The following is a 15,610-nucleotide window of genomic DNA, read 5'->3' as shown; positions in this document are numbered from 1 at the left end:
GCTCGCTTAGTGAACTTTTCGCTTAACCATCGATAATAGCAACAGCGCGAGTCCAGCCAGCCGAACCACCGCGCACCTTATGAGGAAAACAAACCACGGTATAACCAAAGGCTGGCAAGGCTTCAAGGTTGTGCAGTTTTTCCAGATGACAATACCCCACATCCCGACCCGCTTTGTGGCCTTCCCAGATTAAAGAGTAATCACCGGTTTCGGCCACACGCTTAGCAGTATGGCTAAAGGGGGCATCCCACGACCAAGCATCCGTACCTGTTACTCGCACCCCGCGCTCCAATAAATACATGGTCGCTTCATAGCCCATACCGCAACCGATATTACAAAAATCAGGATTCCCTACGGCGCTTCCTGCCGCCGTATTAACCAAGACAATATCCATGGGCTGCAGCTCATACCCAATGCGCTTCAGTTCCGCCTCGACATCCGCCGCGGTGACGACATAGCCGTCTTCAAAGTGACGAAAATCCAGCTTTACGCCGGGGCGAAAACACCAATCCAATGGCACTTCATCTATGGTAATCGCCCTTTCGCCATTGTTCATCGTCGGGTGAAAGTGCCAAGGAGCGTCCAAATGCGTGCCATTGTGAGTGGTGAGCTTCACCGTCTCAGCCGCCGCAAATCCATGACCTCCTGGAAATTCATCCGCCGCAACACCCGGAAAAAAGTGATTCGCTTCAGGAACGGTTTCCGCGTGCGTCTGATAGGTAATCTCTGGACGCATAAACGGCGGATCGGTGATGACATCGTTCTCAAGATAAATCGATAAATCAATAAATTGACGAGACATGTTTTTACCCCCGTTTGCCGCCTAACGTTTTCGCGAACCAATCAGCAATATAATCGCAGCCAAAACTCATATTGTCGGCGCCAACATGCTCGACGCCGCCTTCGCGTTCGGTAAAGATTTTAAATTCACGATGGGGTGAGTTGATCAGCTGATCGTAACTTTGATGAGCGTAATCAAGGCTAATCTGGCGATCTTTTTCACCATGCGTCACGAGGAAAGGAACCTGTATTTTTTCCATCACGCCATTCAGGTTCATACCTTCCGCTTTAGCAAAAAAATCGTCCATATCGGTTGCGCCAAATACCCACATGACATGTGCCCAATAATGCGGAACGGGGTTTTCTCCCTCGCGTTTTAGACGTTTTTGCTGTACTTCTGCCCAGTTGTGGTTAGCTCCCCACACGGCGCCAGCGGCGAATCTAGGTTCAAAAGCAACGGCACGCGGGGCAAAATGGCCACCGAGGGAGATACCTGTCATTCCGATACGAGCGGTGTCAACATCGTCTTGCTGCTCTAGCCAGTCCACTGCTTTTGATGCCCAAACTTCGCTATTGGGTACCGCAGGCAGTCCATATGTACGCAAGGTTTCACCAGTGCCCGGCTGATCAACACAAAGGGTCGATATGCCGCGTTTGGCCAAGGCTTGCGGCAAGTTTGACCAATACAACATCTCTTTACAGCTGTCCAAACCGTTACAATAAACCACAGTAGGATGAGGACCCTCACCAGGCGCTCGAACATACAATGCTGGCATGGTGCCACCATTTTCCAACGGCACCTCAACGTATTCGCAATTGTCTTGGCTAAGTTGGATACTTTTACGAAAAGCAGCCTGTGCATTGCGCCATGTTTCCATGCGATTAGGGTGACCTTGGCCCTGCATTCTTTCAGCAACCATCAGGTACAGAGCGGCTCTTTTTAACTTACTGCCAGCAGAAAAATAACAGCCTGCCGCTTCATCTTCATCGGCCAGACCAATAAGCTTGTCCGCCATTTTCACCCACTGCTGGAGAAACTCGACAGTGCCGGCGTCGTCACCGTTTGCCGCAGCTTCGCGCAGTGGCTTACACATATCGATAATTTCGCCCATTCTAGCGCCGCTCTCTACCGCAATAGAAACAGACAAGTTCCAAACATAATTTGGGAAATATTCAAATAACGCCATACCTACACCTCTAATTTTTATAATAATGTCAGATCATTCATCGAACAGAAAAACACTTATAATTTTATAAACAGTGATTTAAAAATTAATACATTTTCATCAAAACTTAATTTAAAAGACATTAAAATCACAATAAAATTAGATATCTGTATAAAAATAATTTTATATTTTTATACATTTAATGAATGAGCTAACATCAGCAACAAAACAAACAAACAGTCTACTATCATTTAAAAAACACATTTACTATAAACCACTTCAGCTTTTCATAAAAAACCTTTAAACAGAATCAACCATTCGATCTGATCGAAAGGTCTTAGAAAAAATATTATGAGTTTTTAGAAAATTTAAGAAATCAGATCTCAACTTGTTAGTACTATTAGACACTCTGTTAGCTTAGAAAAGCCTCATTAGAGGGTAAGCGCCCTTAAATCAGCATTCTTGTCGTTTAATTTGTTTTGTGTTGTTGTAAATGACCTTGTAGTGATCATCCATCGATAATGTAAATTGATACGTGAGGTTGCATCAGGTGTCAAAAAAGGCTAGGGTAAATATAGACAGAGGGCGAACGGATTTGCCTACGCCTCCAGGAGGGAGGCTCTGTCTCTTTTCAGGAAGATTCAGTGGCTGCAGGGATGCGGCGGTAAAGCCTTTCTTTGATTTCTCTTCTTTGCTTTTACGATTTCTATTTTTTTATTTTACTTTTTTATTTTACGCCTACCCGTTTCTTTTTTATCCCGTGCTTTTTGCTGTTGTGTCCGTTTGCTTGATGGGCGTGTGCCTTTACAGCGCCGCTTTAACACGCCAAGGCAATAAGGCTTCTAATTTTTCAACGGTGTCGGCGCTAGCGATGTGCTGCAGGATATGCAAAATATACGCATGAGGCTCTAGGCCGTTGGCTTTGGCGGTTTCGACAAGACTGTACCAAGCCGCGCTGGCTTTGGCCCCTTGTGAGGTGTCGGCGAATAACCAATTCTTACGTCCAATTGCGAAGGGGCGGATGGCGTTCTCAGCCAAGACATTGCTGATGTGCAATTGCCCATCCTCGCAGTATCCCGTGAGTGTCTCCCATTGGTTGAGGGCGTAGCGGATGGCCTTGTAGGTCAGCTGGTCTTTTGGGGTTTTATCGACATTATTGCCGAGCCATTCTTTAAAGGTGTTGAGGGCCGGAAGGCTTTGCTCTTGGCGCACGCGATGTTTCTCAGCGTCGCTCAGGTCTTTTATCTGTGTTTCAATCCTGTAGAGTTTACGGATATGGCTTAATGCCACCTCGGCTTTGGTAGGGGGTGAGTTTTTGTTTTTCTTTTTGGTGTCAGCGCCTTTGCTGGCCTCAATAAATTTACGGCGCACGTGATCCCAGCAACCAATGCGAGTTAGGTTGTATTTCTGGCACACGGCATTGTAGCCGCCATAGCCATCGGCTTGCAGGACACCTTTAAACCCATCGAGCAGCTGCACGGGTACCTCCCCATTTCGGGAAGGGTTGTATTCAAAACGCACGATAGGTTTGTCTGGCGGTCCGCCGCGTATCACCCACATCCATTTATCCGATTGGGCGGTTTTGCCGTCTTCTTTGAGCACTTGGATACGGGTTTCGTCACCCTGTAGGTACCCCGCTTCCAATTGGGTTTCCCAAGCAAGATTCAGTAGGGACTGGACTCTGTCAGTCAGCAGGATGACGTGGTGGGCCATGCTGGTGCGGTCATAATGCCCTCCGTAACGTTCGATCTGTTTTTCCAAGCGATACAAGGGCAGGCCATCCGCATATTTTCCAGCGATGATGTAAGCCAGCGCGCTGATGCTAATGGCACATTTACCGAGTGGGTGAAGAGGACGTTTGGCGACAACGATGTGGTCTGCTTGGTCCTCTTGTGTTTTAAAGACGGCTTTTTCCTGCCAGTACTCTAACACTCGAACCTGGGCGGGTATGATGTCCAGTTCTTCTTTGACCTTGCTGAAAAAGGTAGACGTGGCACCGGCTTTTTCTTCTTCTGACAAACGCAGTTCCACCCGTACGCGAGTCAGTTTGTCAGAGAAGCCACGTTGGCGTTTACGAGATCGAACCGCTTCTGGAAGCACGTCTTCGGGCAGTTGTTCGATCAGAGCCGCAATGGCCGCTTCCAATTCCACCTCATCAAACAGATCGATTTGATAGACGGACTTTTCACTGCTTGCCGCAAACTTCTGAGCCTTGGCTAAGCGCAGGAGCTCCTCTAACTGTGCAATTTTACGGTCTCTTTCATCCAGCAAGGCTTTTTGATGCTGAATAACCTGATGGTGATCATCAAGGAGCTGATTTTTCAGCTCTAGTACCTGATCTCTTTGCGCTAACACCTGATCTTTTTGCACGAGATCTTGGTCTTTTTTGACCAGCAACGACAACAACTCCGCCTGTGACAGAGTCGCATAATTGACCGAGATGTTGTGCGTATTAGGGGCTGTTTTCATGTACGTTATTTTATCATAACAGCCCCTAAAACGCGTTAAAAAACAGACTCATAATGCAATTTTTTATGGCCTTTCATCGCCGTTATATCATAGCCATCCAGCAGCCAATTAATCTGTTGTCCAGTAAGAGAGATCACCTCGTCACCCTTTTTGGGCCAACGAAACTTGTCCTCGGCAAGGGTTTTGTAATACAGCACAAAACCATTGTCCTCCCAAAATAAACATTTAATTTTGTTCCGGTGCCGATTGGTAAACGCATACAAAGCACCATCAAAAGGATTCTGCGCCAACTCCTGCTCCACAATCGCTGCCAGCCCCACAGCGGCTTTACGAAAATCCACTGGCTGACGATAAAGATAGATCTTAGGCATGTCGACCGACGGGCGAAAATAACGTGTCATAACGCCCACTCCAACAACTGACGAACCAAGGTCACATTGGTCGAATCAATACCGTGGATTTGCATGCCATTTGGCAAAGACACCGACAAGCCTGACCCTAACTGGCCCAATGAAGGTTCCACTTTGATAAAACTGGACGACTTGTCCTCCGATATTGGGGCTGATGGTGTCTGACATTTCTGCCGCCAATACATGAATTGAGAATAATTGAGATCGTTTTCTTTGCAGAACCGAGCACTGGACATGGCCGCTGCCTCAGCAGCTGTGACTTGCGCCCGCCAAAAGTCAGCACGGGATTGAGGATCCGAAAAAGTATTCATAAAGACACCTGTTCATGGTTAAAGTAAACAGGTGTTAGGTTCTGATATTACGAGAAGGTCAGCAAGAATGCAGATTTAAGGGCGCTTACATTAGAGGTGAAAAACTCAACATGAGCTCTCCAACCCAGAGGAAAAACCTAAGTGATGACGATCTTATTTGGCGGCGAAATAGACTAGAAGAAGCTACCGCTAACATGGGGGCGAAATAAATCGCTGTAACTAGAAATGGTTCGTTTTTAGCAAGGCTTTACTCTATGAATAAAACCTTCGTTTTATCTCTTGCTTTACTTTTTTCATTGGCAACTGGTGACTTAACATGCCGATGGTTTCTGACATTTTTGGTATGACATGAGAAAAGTGAGATTTAAAACCATCACACAGATAATTACGATTCAACACACCATCATCAGAAGGCTCAAATCGATGTTTTGGGCAGCCACCGTGACAAACAGAACGCACTTCACATTGATGGCAATTAACACTGATATTACTGAGTTTATCCTGGCCAAATTTAAGATTTTGCGGCAGATTTACTAGATCAATTAACGATGCTTCATTTACATTGCCTAGTTTATGTTCTGGGTAAACATAGTGGTCACAGGAATACACATCCCCATTAGACTCCATGACTAATCCATTGCCGCAGGTTTCACTAAACACACAAGCACCTGGGCGGCCCACAAGCTGACTCATGGTTTGCTCAAAATTCATAACAAAAACGTCGCCCAAATCGTTTTGAATCCAATGGTCAAAAATCGTATTCAAAAACTTGCCATACGCTTTAGCTGGGACAGACCATTGTGCAAGATTGGATTCGCCAGCAAATGTCGGTTGAATCAAAGTTAAGCCATGACTATCTGGGACAATGGCTTTACGCTCAACTAAGGGGATGAACTGTATATATCGACTGCCAATACGTTTTAGAAACGCATAAACATTTAATGGCCGCTTTACGTTCTCTGCATTCACTACTGTTAACGTATTAAAGTCCACCTTGTGTTTTTTGAGTAACGCAAGGCCGTTCAGCGTTTCATCAAAGGTGCTTTTGCCTTTGCGGGATAAACGATAAGTGTCGTTGCTAATTCGATCACCATCAATGGAGACACCAATTAAAAAATGGTGTTCTTTGAAAAATAAAGCCCACTCCTTATCAAGCAAAGTCGCATTAGTTTGCAAAGCATTAGTCACCGTTTTATAACCGCGATACTGCTCTTGAAACACTATGACTTGGCGAAAGAAGTCCACTCCTAATAACGTGGGCTCACCTCCTTGCCAAACAAAATCAATGACCTCACCTTGCTGAGACTGAATTTGCTCACGTATGTAATTTTCTAGCGTGGTATTGTCCATACGCCACTGTTTTTTTCTATCTGGATAAAGATGTTCTTTCTCCAGATAGAAACAGTAAGTACAGTCGATATTGCAGACCGAGCTGCTCGGCTTAGCCATGACACCAAAGTTGTTTATTCGATCCATTACTTTTTGCACCTCATATTCACAAGAGCCAAAGACAGTACATGACAAACAAAGTTGCCGCCTACAGGACACTTCAGGTTCCTTAACAGCGGCAATTTTCGGGTCAAGCTGACTATCTTCCTGTATAAGAAGTCGCGTGTTCCACTACGCTATTTTTAGAGAAGTATTTAAGCAGCTCCGCCTTTAGCTCAGCCACTATTTCTGGGTGTTGCACAGCAACGTCGATGGATTCACTGCGATCTGTTGACAAATCATATAAACGAAAAGGGACATCTTTTGTAAGCGAACGCTTTTCAGCTAGCGGATTTTGCTGTGTTAATTTCCAATTGTCACGAACAACGTAGCTCGCCCCCATCAACTCATCAACAAAAACGGTACCTTTAGGGTGTACTCGAAACACCTCACCATCATTTTTCAATGCTGGTAAAAATGACACCCCCTGAGGAACGTGAATAGACTTACCTTTAAACGTATCGCCTGGTAGGGCAGCGCCAGCCATGTCTAGCAATGTTGGAAGTACATCAGTCACCTGAAGACGAGCTGCCGACATTGGCTTCGCCACCTCTTGGCCATTCAACTTAACAATCAAAGGCGATGCGGTACCACCTTCCGCCCCCGTGAAACCTTTAAAATAACTGAACGCAGACGTACTGACTTCCGCCCATTTAGCACCATAGGCAACAACTGAACCCGGTTTGCCCATATTATCGTAGGCATTATCAACTTTCGTACCCGGAATTGGTGGCGCAAACGCGCTAGCCCCTTCCGCACCATTATCTGACATAAACATGATAACAGTATTGTCGTATTCGCCAATCTGTTTCAAATGAGAAACCAAACGCCCCACATGATGATCTAGGTTAGTCACCATGGCCGCATAAAGCTCCATCGTTTTCGCTTCTTTTTTACGCTCTTCTGGGGTCAACGCCTGCCAAGCTTTATCACCGCCTATTTCAACCGCTGGTGCAGCATTATCAGGGACGATACCAAGCGACTTCATGCGCTCAATACGGCGCGCCATAATGGCACCATAACCCTCATCATAACGCCCTTTATGAACAGCGATGTCGGCTTCTGGAGCTTGCAGTGGCCAGTGGGGAGCGGTATAGGCCGCATAAGCAAAGAAAGGTTTACCATCATCATGGTTTGAATCAATGTATTCGATCAACTTATCCGTATAAAACGTGGTAGAAAAGAAGTCTGTCGGCAACGCCTCTGCTGGCATCAAACGATCATTGTCAGCATACATAACCATGTCGAGTGGTGTGGGTGGCGTCGAAGGAGCGAAGTGAGAAGCCCCACCATTTACCAAGGTAAAAGATTTATCGAAGCCTCTCGCATATGGCAAAGCTGATTTATTAATTCGATAAAAAGCTCTGTGGTCTTTATCAGGCGCTTTTATGTCATACGCCAAATGCCACTTACCGACCATGTAGGTGTGATATCCGGCATCAGATAACAGCTCTGGCATCGCTGCTGTCTTCTCACTTAAATGCCCACGATAACCTTCTGGAATACTGTCAAAATCGTAAGTATTGGATTTTCCCCATGGCGCATTAGTCGGCTTATTTTGAATAATATTAAGTCCAACCACTTCGCCCATATTGCCGATGCCCGCTAGATGATGATCAACCCCTGTCATCAAACTTGCACGAGTAGGCGAACACACAGCAGCCGTATGAAAATTCGTCAGTATTCGTCCTTGTGTTGCTAAACCGTCAATATTGGGAGTATTGATTTCACTGCCAAAAGCACTCAAGTCTGAATAACCTAAATCATCCGCCATAATCAATAATATATTCGGGCGCTCTGAACTGGAAGGGACGGCTTCAGCTTGAATAGCAACCGACGTGCTTAACAAAGAAACGGCAACAAGGCCAAGACGTAAATGAGGAATTTGGAATTTCAACAAGGTGCTAGCACCTCTATCATAAAAGCGATTAATCATAGATACATCCATTACAAACTGTGTATTATTTTTATCAGTCATAAAGCTATCAGCAATTAACCCTTGGTCAAGCCCTTAAAACCAAACCCACCTATTGATAAAATCGAATGCTAATATTTTGAGAATAATCGCCAAATCTACACTTAATAGGTCTACAGTCACCTAAGCTCCCGTAAACCTGAAGACTAGAATCAGACATGTAACTCTGTCATAGATAAGCTCATTTTTTCGGCATCGCCAAGATAGTCTTTCGCAATTAATTTTTGCAGCACTGCTGTATGGTCAAAGACAAAATCACGGACTTTAGCCACTGGGTAAGGCGCATGATGAAAGCGTTTCCCTAGCTCTCTTGCAAATTCAACATGATGGTTAACATAGTCAACACGTTCACCCTCAAACCCCACAAAACCTTCTTGTACTGCAGCAGCATCGCTTAAATTAACGCCACCAAGGAACGTCGCTAAAAAATAACCGTCCTCAATCGCCATGCCCATGCCATAAGCCGCATAAGGAGATACCGGATGCACGGCATCACCTAAACAAACGACTCGTCCCTTACTCCATTTTTTCATTGAAGGTCGATTGTATATATCCCAAGCAAATACTTGTTTATCGAAATCTGTTGCTTCTGGAAAGCGCGGTAAAGGATCAAACCATCCCTTTAAAATATCAGTAATGTAGGCTTTTGGATCCTTGGGATGCGGTTCATTTTCTTTGACAGGCTCAACGATCCACCACTCATAACCCGGTTTCCCGTTATGCATCATTGGAAAAAAACTGGCTTGATACTTATGAGAATGCGAGATAACTCCCTGCTGCTTAGGAATCCCGTCTATTGGATTACACCAAGCTAACCAAACCCTTAAACCAACATGAAATAGGTCCGGCTCACCAAAAGCCTGACTAGAGACTCCAGATCGAATCCCATCCGCTCCCACCACGATATCAGCCTCTACAAATTCCCCATTTTTAAAATATACCGTGACTTGATCACTACTTTCTTCATAACGATCGAAATCAGAATTCCCTACAATGGTGCCTTCGGGCAACAGATTCATCATTTTTTCGAAGGCATTGGCCCGCAACATTCCATAATGCCAACCCTTAATGCCGAATGACTCCTCTACCTTCTTATTAAAAGGTAATTTTGCCCTAAGCTTGCCTTTATGGTTACGAAATTCCGTCACGGTAAAAGAACCAAAATTATTCAAATCGACACCGTAATAGCGCAATACTGCCAATACAGGCACGCTCAACAAGACAGCACCGCCTAATGGCTTTGGCTCAGCACTTTTTTCAAAAATGCGTACGTCATAACCCTGCCGCAACAGACCTAAAGCGGCCGACACCCCACCAGGACCCGCTCCGATAATCGCAACTCGCTTACCCTTTTCCCAAGATACGTTTTTAATGTCAGTCATAATTAACCTTCTTATTCCTATTTTAGTCATTGACTGGATCATGCTAACTCAGTGAAAATAAGTTAAATACACCTTAAATTATTAAAAATCGGACAAATAAACCTGAATTTATGGACTTACTGAGTAGCGTTTTATCTTCATTGAAAGTCGAATCGACTAGTATCTCACGCTGGACAATGTCTGCGCCTTGGGGAGTTGACGTGAACAACTTTAATCTAGGCTACTGTTTAAGCGTTGTGTCAGGCCAATGTTGGGTACAAATAAGAGACAGCTCATCAACCAAATCCCCTGCCACCATTCAACTGCAAACAGGCGACTCAGTCATTGCCCCTAGAGGTGCAAACCTTGCAATTTTGTCCGGTCCTGATAGTGAAACAATCCTCCTTGATGCACTACCATGGCACGGCGATACATTTCAAGGATTGAGCTCATCGATACAACCCTCTTCCGCAATGCAAGTTAACTGGGGTGGTGGTGGTCCTGAAACCCAATTACTTGGAGTAGCTTTTACTTTCCAGAATCACCAAAATAATTTTTTGTTATCATCTTTTCCTGAATATTTTATTTTAAAACAACGTGAATCTAATTTTTTACAGCTGATTCATCCAGCGATTCAGTTTTTTATTGATGACAACAGTCCAGGTTATTTTGCGGTGGCAACTCAATTTTCAGAACTCATTATAATGGGTTCACTAAGAGCCTACATATTATCAAATGAGATTAGTTCAGTAGGCGTTCTCAAGGGTATGAAAAACAAATCGGTTGCAAAAGTTTTAACAGCCATCCACCAAGCCCCTCAACATAATTGGACGCTTCCAGAGCTGGCTGTAGAGGCAAATATATCCCGCTCAGTGTTATCTAAGCGATTTCCACAGTGTGTTGGCGTCCCTCCTATAGACTACCTAAACCGTTGGCGTATTCACCTCGCTGCAGAAAAATTGATCAATAGCAAAGCATCACTCGACTTCATTATAAAATCATTAGGGTTCGAAACAGATAGAACATTCCGACGCCTATTTAAACAGTATAAAGAGCTATCCCCTTCACAATACCGGAAAAAATTCACTCGCGTATAACGCTCCCCTCAATGGTATAACCTAAAAACGGCCTCTTTTATTAAGCACCTTGTCACTACCCCATAAAACTAAAAAGCCCCGTAGTGAATCTGCGGGGCTTTTTGTGTTTTCTAACATTTTTTAATCAATAGAATAAGCGGTTAAATTAAACGTTCACGTTTATATTCTGACCGAGGTTATCCGTCGTGGTGTAGGATCCGCTGCTGGCGGCAGGGGTGACGCTTTTTGAGGCTTCTGCCAATAGCGCAAGGTCTTGCTCTGCTTTTTGTTGTTGCGCGGCTTTGGCTAAGTTGGCGCTATAAGCTTCGCTGGCGTAGTCCATTGCAGGACTACTGACACCATTAATGCTTGGCATTGTTCCTCCTATTATTCGTAAAAAGCCAATCGATAGGCAAAGTATAGCGGCCAACTGGTCAATTTACGAACACCTTTTTGTAACCGCGTGCGTCACTGACAACACGCTATCGATGCCCGTTTAATTGAGTGACCTTAGCTTAGTGACTTTAATTTAGAGGCGCTCATCCTTAACAAAGCGTTCCCAATACTGGCTTATCAAGCTCTGGTTTTCGACCAAGGCGTCGTTTTGAACCACGCGGCCTTGCTGCTGTAAGCTAAGACGATGCGTCAACGAACGGTACAAGGTATAGGTATCGGTCATTTTTCCAGCTTGATCTGCGTCCAGTAACGCCACTGCCGCCGCGGCTTCTAGTTGGCGTACATTGTCTGAAAAACGCATTAACTCTGGGTATTTATAAGACCAGGCAAGCACCAAATACTGCACCATAAACTCAATATCAATAATACCACCAGCGCCCTGTTTTAGATCGAAGCCTTTTTCTTTGCCGCCAGTATCCAGATGCCCACGCATTTTTTCGCGCATTTTGATGACTTCCGCTTTCAGCACTGCTCGGTCTCGCACCGACGCAATGATCTCCTTACGACACGCTTCAAATCTGGCCAGTAAGGTTGGCTCGCCAGCCAACCCGCGGGAGCGCGTTAGCGCTTGATGTTCCCATACCCAAGCCTCTTTCTGCTGATAATCCCTAAAAGACTCTAAGCTTGAGACTAATAAGCCAGAGTTGCCCGAGGGTCTTAGGCGCATATCGACTTCATACAAACGACCTGCTGCGGTGAAGCTGGTAATCATGTGGATTAAACGCTGACCTAGGCGAGTGTAAAAGGTTAAATTATCAAGACTGCGCTCGCCATCGGTACTGCCCGTCGCTTGGGCGTCGTGGACAAATACCAAGTCCAAGTCTGAGTCATAACCCAATTCCCAACCACCGGATTTGCCATAACCAATAATCGCCAATTGCGGGGTATAAGCCACCTCACCTTGACTCACGGGAAAGCCATGCTTCTTAGTCAAATACTGCCAAGACTGCTGCAACACTTGCTCTAACAGTACTTCGGCCAGCCAAGTTAAATGATCGCTGACCTTCATCACAGGCAAAATTTCAGTGATGTCACACGCCGCTATACGCAAAATAATAGAGAGTCTAAAACGCCGCATGGCGTCCATCTGAGCCTCTTCGTCGTTTTCTGGTAAACGTAACAAGATTTGCTGAAGCTCTTCCACTAACATCGCTTTATCGGGTGGCAAAAACAGTGTGTTGGCATCCAACAACTCATCCAACAACGCCGGCGTCGTCGAAATCGCCTCGGTAAACCACACGCTTTCTCGGCATAAACGAATAAGGTGCGTCAGTGCCGTTTGGTTTTCACACAATAAAACCAAATACGCGGTACGGCGCAATACCGCTTCTAAAATCGGAAAAACGCGCTCTAAGACTAAATCAGGATTCGCTTCGTCTTCTAATTTGGCCATCAATGCCGCCAAAAATATCGCCAAACGCTCTTGCCCAATTGGCTGCATAAACACCACGGTGCGAGAACTAAGACGCTGTGAAATGCGCTTTACACTGGCGTCTTGGTCCTGCCAAGCAATGCTTTCAATCGCATCTAATATGGCGTCTGTATCTTCTGGGTGCTTAATTAATAAGCGCCACATGTCTTGGTTTTTTACTTCTTCGCTGTTCTCTTCCCCGTCATCAATTAACGCCACAAACGCACGATGAACATTTTTACGCACTTGCCATAGGCGTTCTTCTAAAGCCTGCCAAGACGAAAATCCAACGATCAAGGCAATGCGTAGGCGCGCGTTATCGTCTTCGGGTAGCAGTTGGGTTTGCTCGTCATTCACCGCTTGTAATGCATGCTCGGTGCGACGCAAAAGTAAATACGCCTCACGTAATTGATCCATTTCTTCGACCGGCAAGTAGTCATGCTGAGCAAGATAAGGCAGCACTTTCAATAAGGCTGGGGTTTGCAAGCCTTGGTCCCGACCGCCATGCAAAATCTGCAACGCTTGCGCGATAAACTCCACTTCACGAATGCCACCTTCGCCCAGTTTAATATTGTGCTCTATGCCTTTACGACGCACTTCCTTGGCGATCATTTGCTTGAGGTCACGCAATGCACCTATGGCGCCAAAGTCTAAGTATTTTCGATACACAAAAGGTTTACGCAACGCTTCAAACTCTCGAACATCCAAGGCGTTCCCAGACATCACTCGGGCTTTTATCATGGCGTATCGTTCCCAATCTCGCCCTTGATCTTGATAATAGTTTTCGAGCGAATCCATGTTTAACACCAAGGCACCTGACTGTCCAAACGGTCGCAAGCGCATGTCGACGCGAAACACAAAACCATCGGCCGTGACCTGATCTAGGTGCTGGATCAACTTTTGACCCAGTTTGGTAAAGTACTCTTGGTGAGACAGGCTTTTCTTTCCACCTTGGGTATCACCGTGCTCGCGAAATGCAAAAATCAAATCAATGTCAGAAGACAAATTTAACTCGTTACCACCAAGTTTCCCCATGCCAATCACTATCATGGATTGCGGCAAACCCTCGCTGTCTAAAGCTCGTCCATACAAGCCTAAATAATGTTGCTCAGACCATTGTAAGCTGGCATTCACACAGGCATCGGCCAGACCACTCAAGCGAGACGTTAACGCCGTCAAAGAAAGCTTCTGCTGAATATCTAAGGCAATCAGCCGCACCATCCACCACTGACGATACAGACGCAAACGCTTAATAAAACTGGCTTCATCTAGGGCTTCCAGAGGGGCTTGAAGGCACGCACTCGCGGCATGAGAAAAAAACACCTCACCCGCCAAGAGCGCTTCTTTCGAAGGGCGTTCAGGCAGCGTATCCAGCCCCCATACATCGTCTAGCCAATGAGGAAAGCGGATAAATTGTTGATGCAGATAATGACTGAGTATCCACAATGGTTCCAAAACGGCGATCTGCTCTGTGTTTAATTCCGCAAGAGAGTGTCTTTCTCTGGCTTCTTGCACTTGTTCTAGCAACAAAAAGCGAGTGGTCGATTGCGCACAAAAATCAGGGTAGCTTGGGTTTAAATTCGGGGGCGTCAAAGGAGGTTCCTTAGCATTTTTTATTGTAACTATCACTTGGTACAAGAACTATCACTTGCTATAAAAACAATAACTTAGCAGAAAATCAAATCGTTTGTTGATTTAGCCATTTGCCGATGTTGAGCATCACAATACCTATTTGTGTCATGCCCGCCAAGGTTTTTAATATCGCCGTTTCGTCTTCTTTTAACTGCGCGACTAACATTTGATCTAAGCGCGTCACAGTGAGCGCCAAGTCGTCAGGTAAGCAGTCGCTCAATTGGCTCATTGAATGCCGAACAGGCTGCATAAGCGCCTCGTCTTGCATAAAATACATCGCCTCCCAATACGCCAACCAAACCTCATACCAGTAAGCCGCCAAGGCGATTTCATCTGTTGTGTTGTGCAGTTTTTCAGGAAATTCAATATGACGATTTTTTAACCGAACGCCCTTTTGTGCTTTTGACACAAGACTCACTTGCACCGGAACACACTCCGCCAACTGTAAAGCAAACTCATAGAGCCCGGCTTCATCGCCCGATTTCAGTTCCAGTTCCAACTCGCAAATCGCGTCTTCGCCATAAGGAGAAGTCACCAAACCTCGATCACACACCACTTCCATTTGCGTGTTATGGCAATCTATGTTCCACACTTGCCGCTCGAAATCCGTACGATACACTTCCACCAGTTGAGCACCCCACGCCATGTCTGCTAACGACTCCGGCAATGGCACTTGTGTTAATAAAGTTAAATCCAATCTAGCGTTGGGTAATTGCCACTCCCATTCGCCACGAGCATGCATACCAATACGATTGCTGCCTCGAGTTTTTACCGTCTGTATAAACTGGCCGTTCACCGCACGAATACGCAATGCCATACCCGCTTGCATCAAATCGCCGTCTTGCGTATCGAAATACGCATTCATTAGAGTCAGAGTCGGCAAACGCGATTGCCCATCGTGATTGGACGATGCACAAATATTGTCGAGAAAATTGCTGGCCGATGTCAGATGCTCAGATTGCAGCATTAATTTTAGCTCTAGCTCAATAGCCATAATATATATACCCATCCCTTAAACCTTTGCCGCTGGGCCAACAACAAAGAAAAATAATATTCAAGCAAGTGTACCAGATGC

Annotated in this window: 11 protein-coding genes and 1 pseudogene; 1 reads left to right on the top strand and 11 read right to left on the bottom strand. The window is 45.5% G+C overall.

Annotated features, from left to right (window positions below; genetic code table 11):
- Positions 1 to 22: 22 nt before the first annotated feature.
- The 8 genes and pseudogenes from J8N69_RS12150 to J8N69_RS12115 all read right to left on the bottom strand — a co-directional run bounded on the left by J8N69_RS12150 (position 23) and on the right by J8N69_RS12115 (position 9,981).
- A complete protein-coding gene (locus tag J8N69_RS12150; protein WP_168825874.1) occupies positions 23 to 802 on the bottom strand; it encodes a cyclase family protein in 780 nt (259 codons plus the stop codon).
- 4 nt (positions 803 to 806) lie between these two features.
- Entirely contained in the window at positions 807 to 1,967 is a 1,161-nt protein-coding gene (locus J8N69_RS12145; RefSeq protein WP_168825872.1) for an alpha/beta hydrolase family protein, read from the bottom strand.
- Between the two features lie 783 nt (positions 1,968 to 2,750).
- A pseudogene (gene tnpC, locus J8N69_RS12140) lies at positions 2,751 to 4,232 on the bottom strand (IS66 family transposase); the annotation flags it as partial.
- A 218-nt stretch (positions 4,233 to 4,450) separates the two neighbouring features.
- The gene (gene tnpB, locus J8N69_RS12135; protein ID WP_168827675.1) at positions 4,451 to 4,816 is read right to left on the bottom strand and encodes an IS66 family insertion sequence element accessory protein TnpB; all 366 of its coding nucleotides are present in this window, start codon (positions 4,814 to 4,816) and stop codon (positions 4,451 to 4,453) included.
- Positions 4,813 to 5,136, bottom strand: coding sequence for an IS66 family insertion sequence element accessory protein TnpA (gene tnpA / locus J8N69_RS12130; RefSeq protein ID WP_168827677.1), 324 nt, complete (start codon positions 5,134 to 5,136; stop codon positions 4,813 to 4,815). The genes tnpB and tnpA overlap by 4 nt, the downstream gene beginning before the upstream one ends.
- Positions 5,137 to 5,388: 252 nt before the next feature.
- Positions 5,389 to 6,612 (bottom strand): anaerobic sulfatase maturase, encoded by a 1,224-nt coding sequence (locus tag J8N69_RS12125; protein ID WP_168827169.1) that lies wholly within the window; start codon positions 6,610 to 6,612, stop codon positions 5,389 to 5,391.
- 112 nt (positions 6,613 to 6,724) lie between these two features.
- Positions 6,725 to 8,560 (bottom strand): arylsulfatase, encoded by a 1,836-nt coding sequence (locus J8N69_RS12120; protein ID WP_168827170.1) that lies wholly within the window; start codon positions 8,558 to 8,560, stop codon positions 6,725 to 6,727.
- Between the two features lie 191 nt (positions 8,561 to 8,751).
- Positions 8,752 to 9,981: an FAD-dependent oxidoreductase gene (locus J8N69_RS12115; RefSeq protein WP_227803884.1), complete on the bottom strand. Its 1,230-nt coding sequence runs from the start codon at positions 9,979 to 9,981 to the stop codon at positions 8,752 to 8,754.
- Positions 9,982 to 10,091: 110 nt separating this feature from the next.
- On the opposite strand from J8N69_RS12115, the gene J8N69_RS12110 reads away from it, so the two are divergent.
- Complete coding sequence (locus tag J8N69_RS12110) at positions 10,092 to 11,057, top strand: AraC family transcriptional regulator (RefSeq protein ID WP_168827172.1); 966 nt, start codon at positions 10,092 to 10,094, stop codon at positions 11,055 to 11,057.
- Positions 11,058 to 11,202: 145 nt separating this feature from the next.
- On the opposite strand, the gene J8N69_RS12105 is transcribed toward J8N69_RS12110, so the two are convergent.
- The 3 genes from J8N69_RS12105 to J8N69_RS12095 all read right to left on the bottom strand — a co-directional run bounded on the left by J8N69_RS12105 (position 11,203) and on the right by J8N69_RS12095 (position 15,544).
- On the bottom strand, positions 11,203 to 11,412 hold the full coding sequence (locus J8N69_RS12105) for a hypothetical protein (protein WP_168827173.1): 210 nt from the start codon (positions 11,410 to 11,412) through the stop codon (positions 11,203 to 11,205).
- Positions 11,413 to 11,565: 153 nt separating this feature from the next.
- Positions 11,566 to 14,496, bottom strand: a complete 2,931-nt coding sequence (gene glnE, locus J8N69_RS12100) for a bifunctional [glutamate--ammonia ligase]-adenylyl-L-tyrosine phosphorylase/[glutamate--ammonia-ligase] adenylyltransferase (protein ID WP_168827174.1) — start codon at positions 14,494 to 14,496, stop codon at positions 11,566 to 11,568.
- 85 nt (positions 14,497 to 14,581) lie between these two features.
- Entirely contained in the window at positions 14,582 to 15,544 is a 963-nt protein-coding gene (locus J8N69_RS12095) for a CYTH domain-containing protein (RefSeq protein WP_227803883.1), read from the bottom strand.
- Positions 15,545 to 15,610 lie beyond the last annotated feature (66 nt).

Origin of the sequence: Marinomonas profundi (genome assembly GCF_020694005.1) — a bacterium.
In the GTDB taxonomy this organism is placed as follows: Bacteria; Pseudomonadota; Gammaproteobacteria; order Pseudomonadales; family Marinomonadaceae; genus Marinomonas; species Marinomonas profundi.
This window is presented reverse-complemented; position numbering and strand designations above follow the sequence as displayed.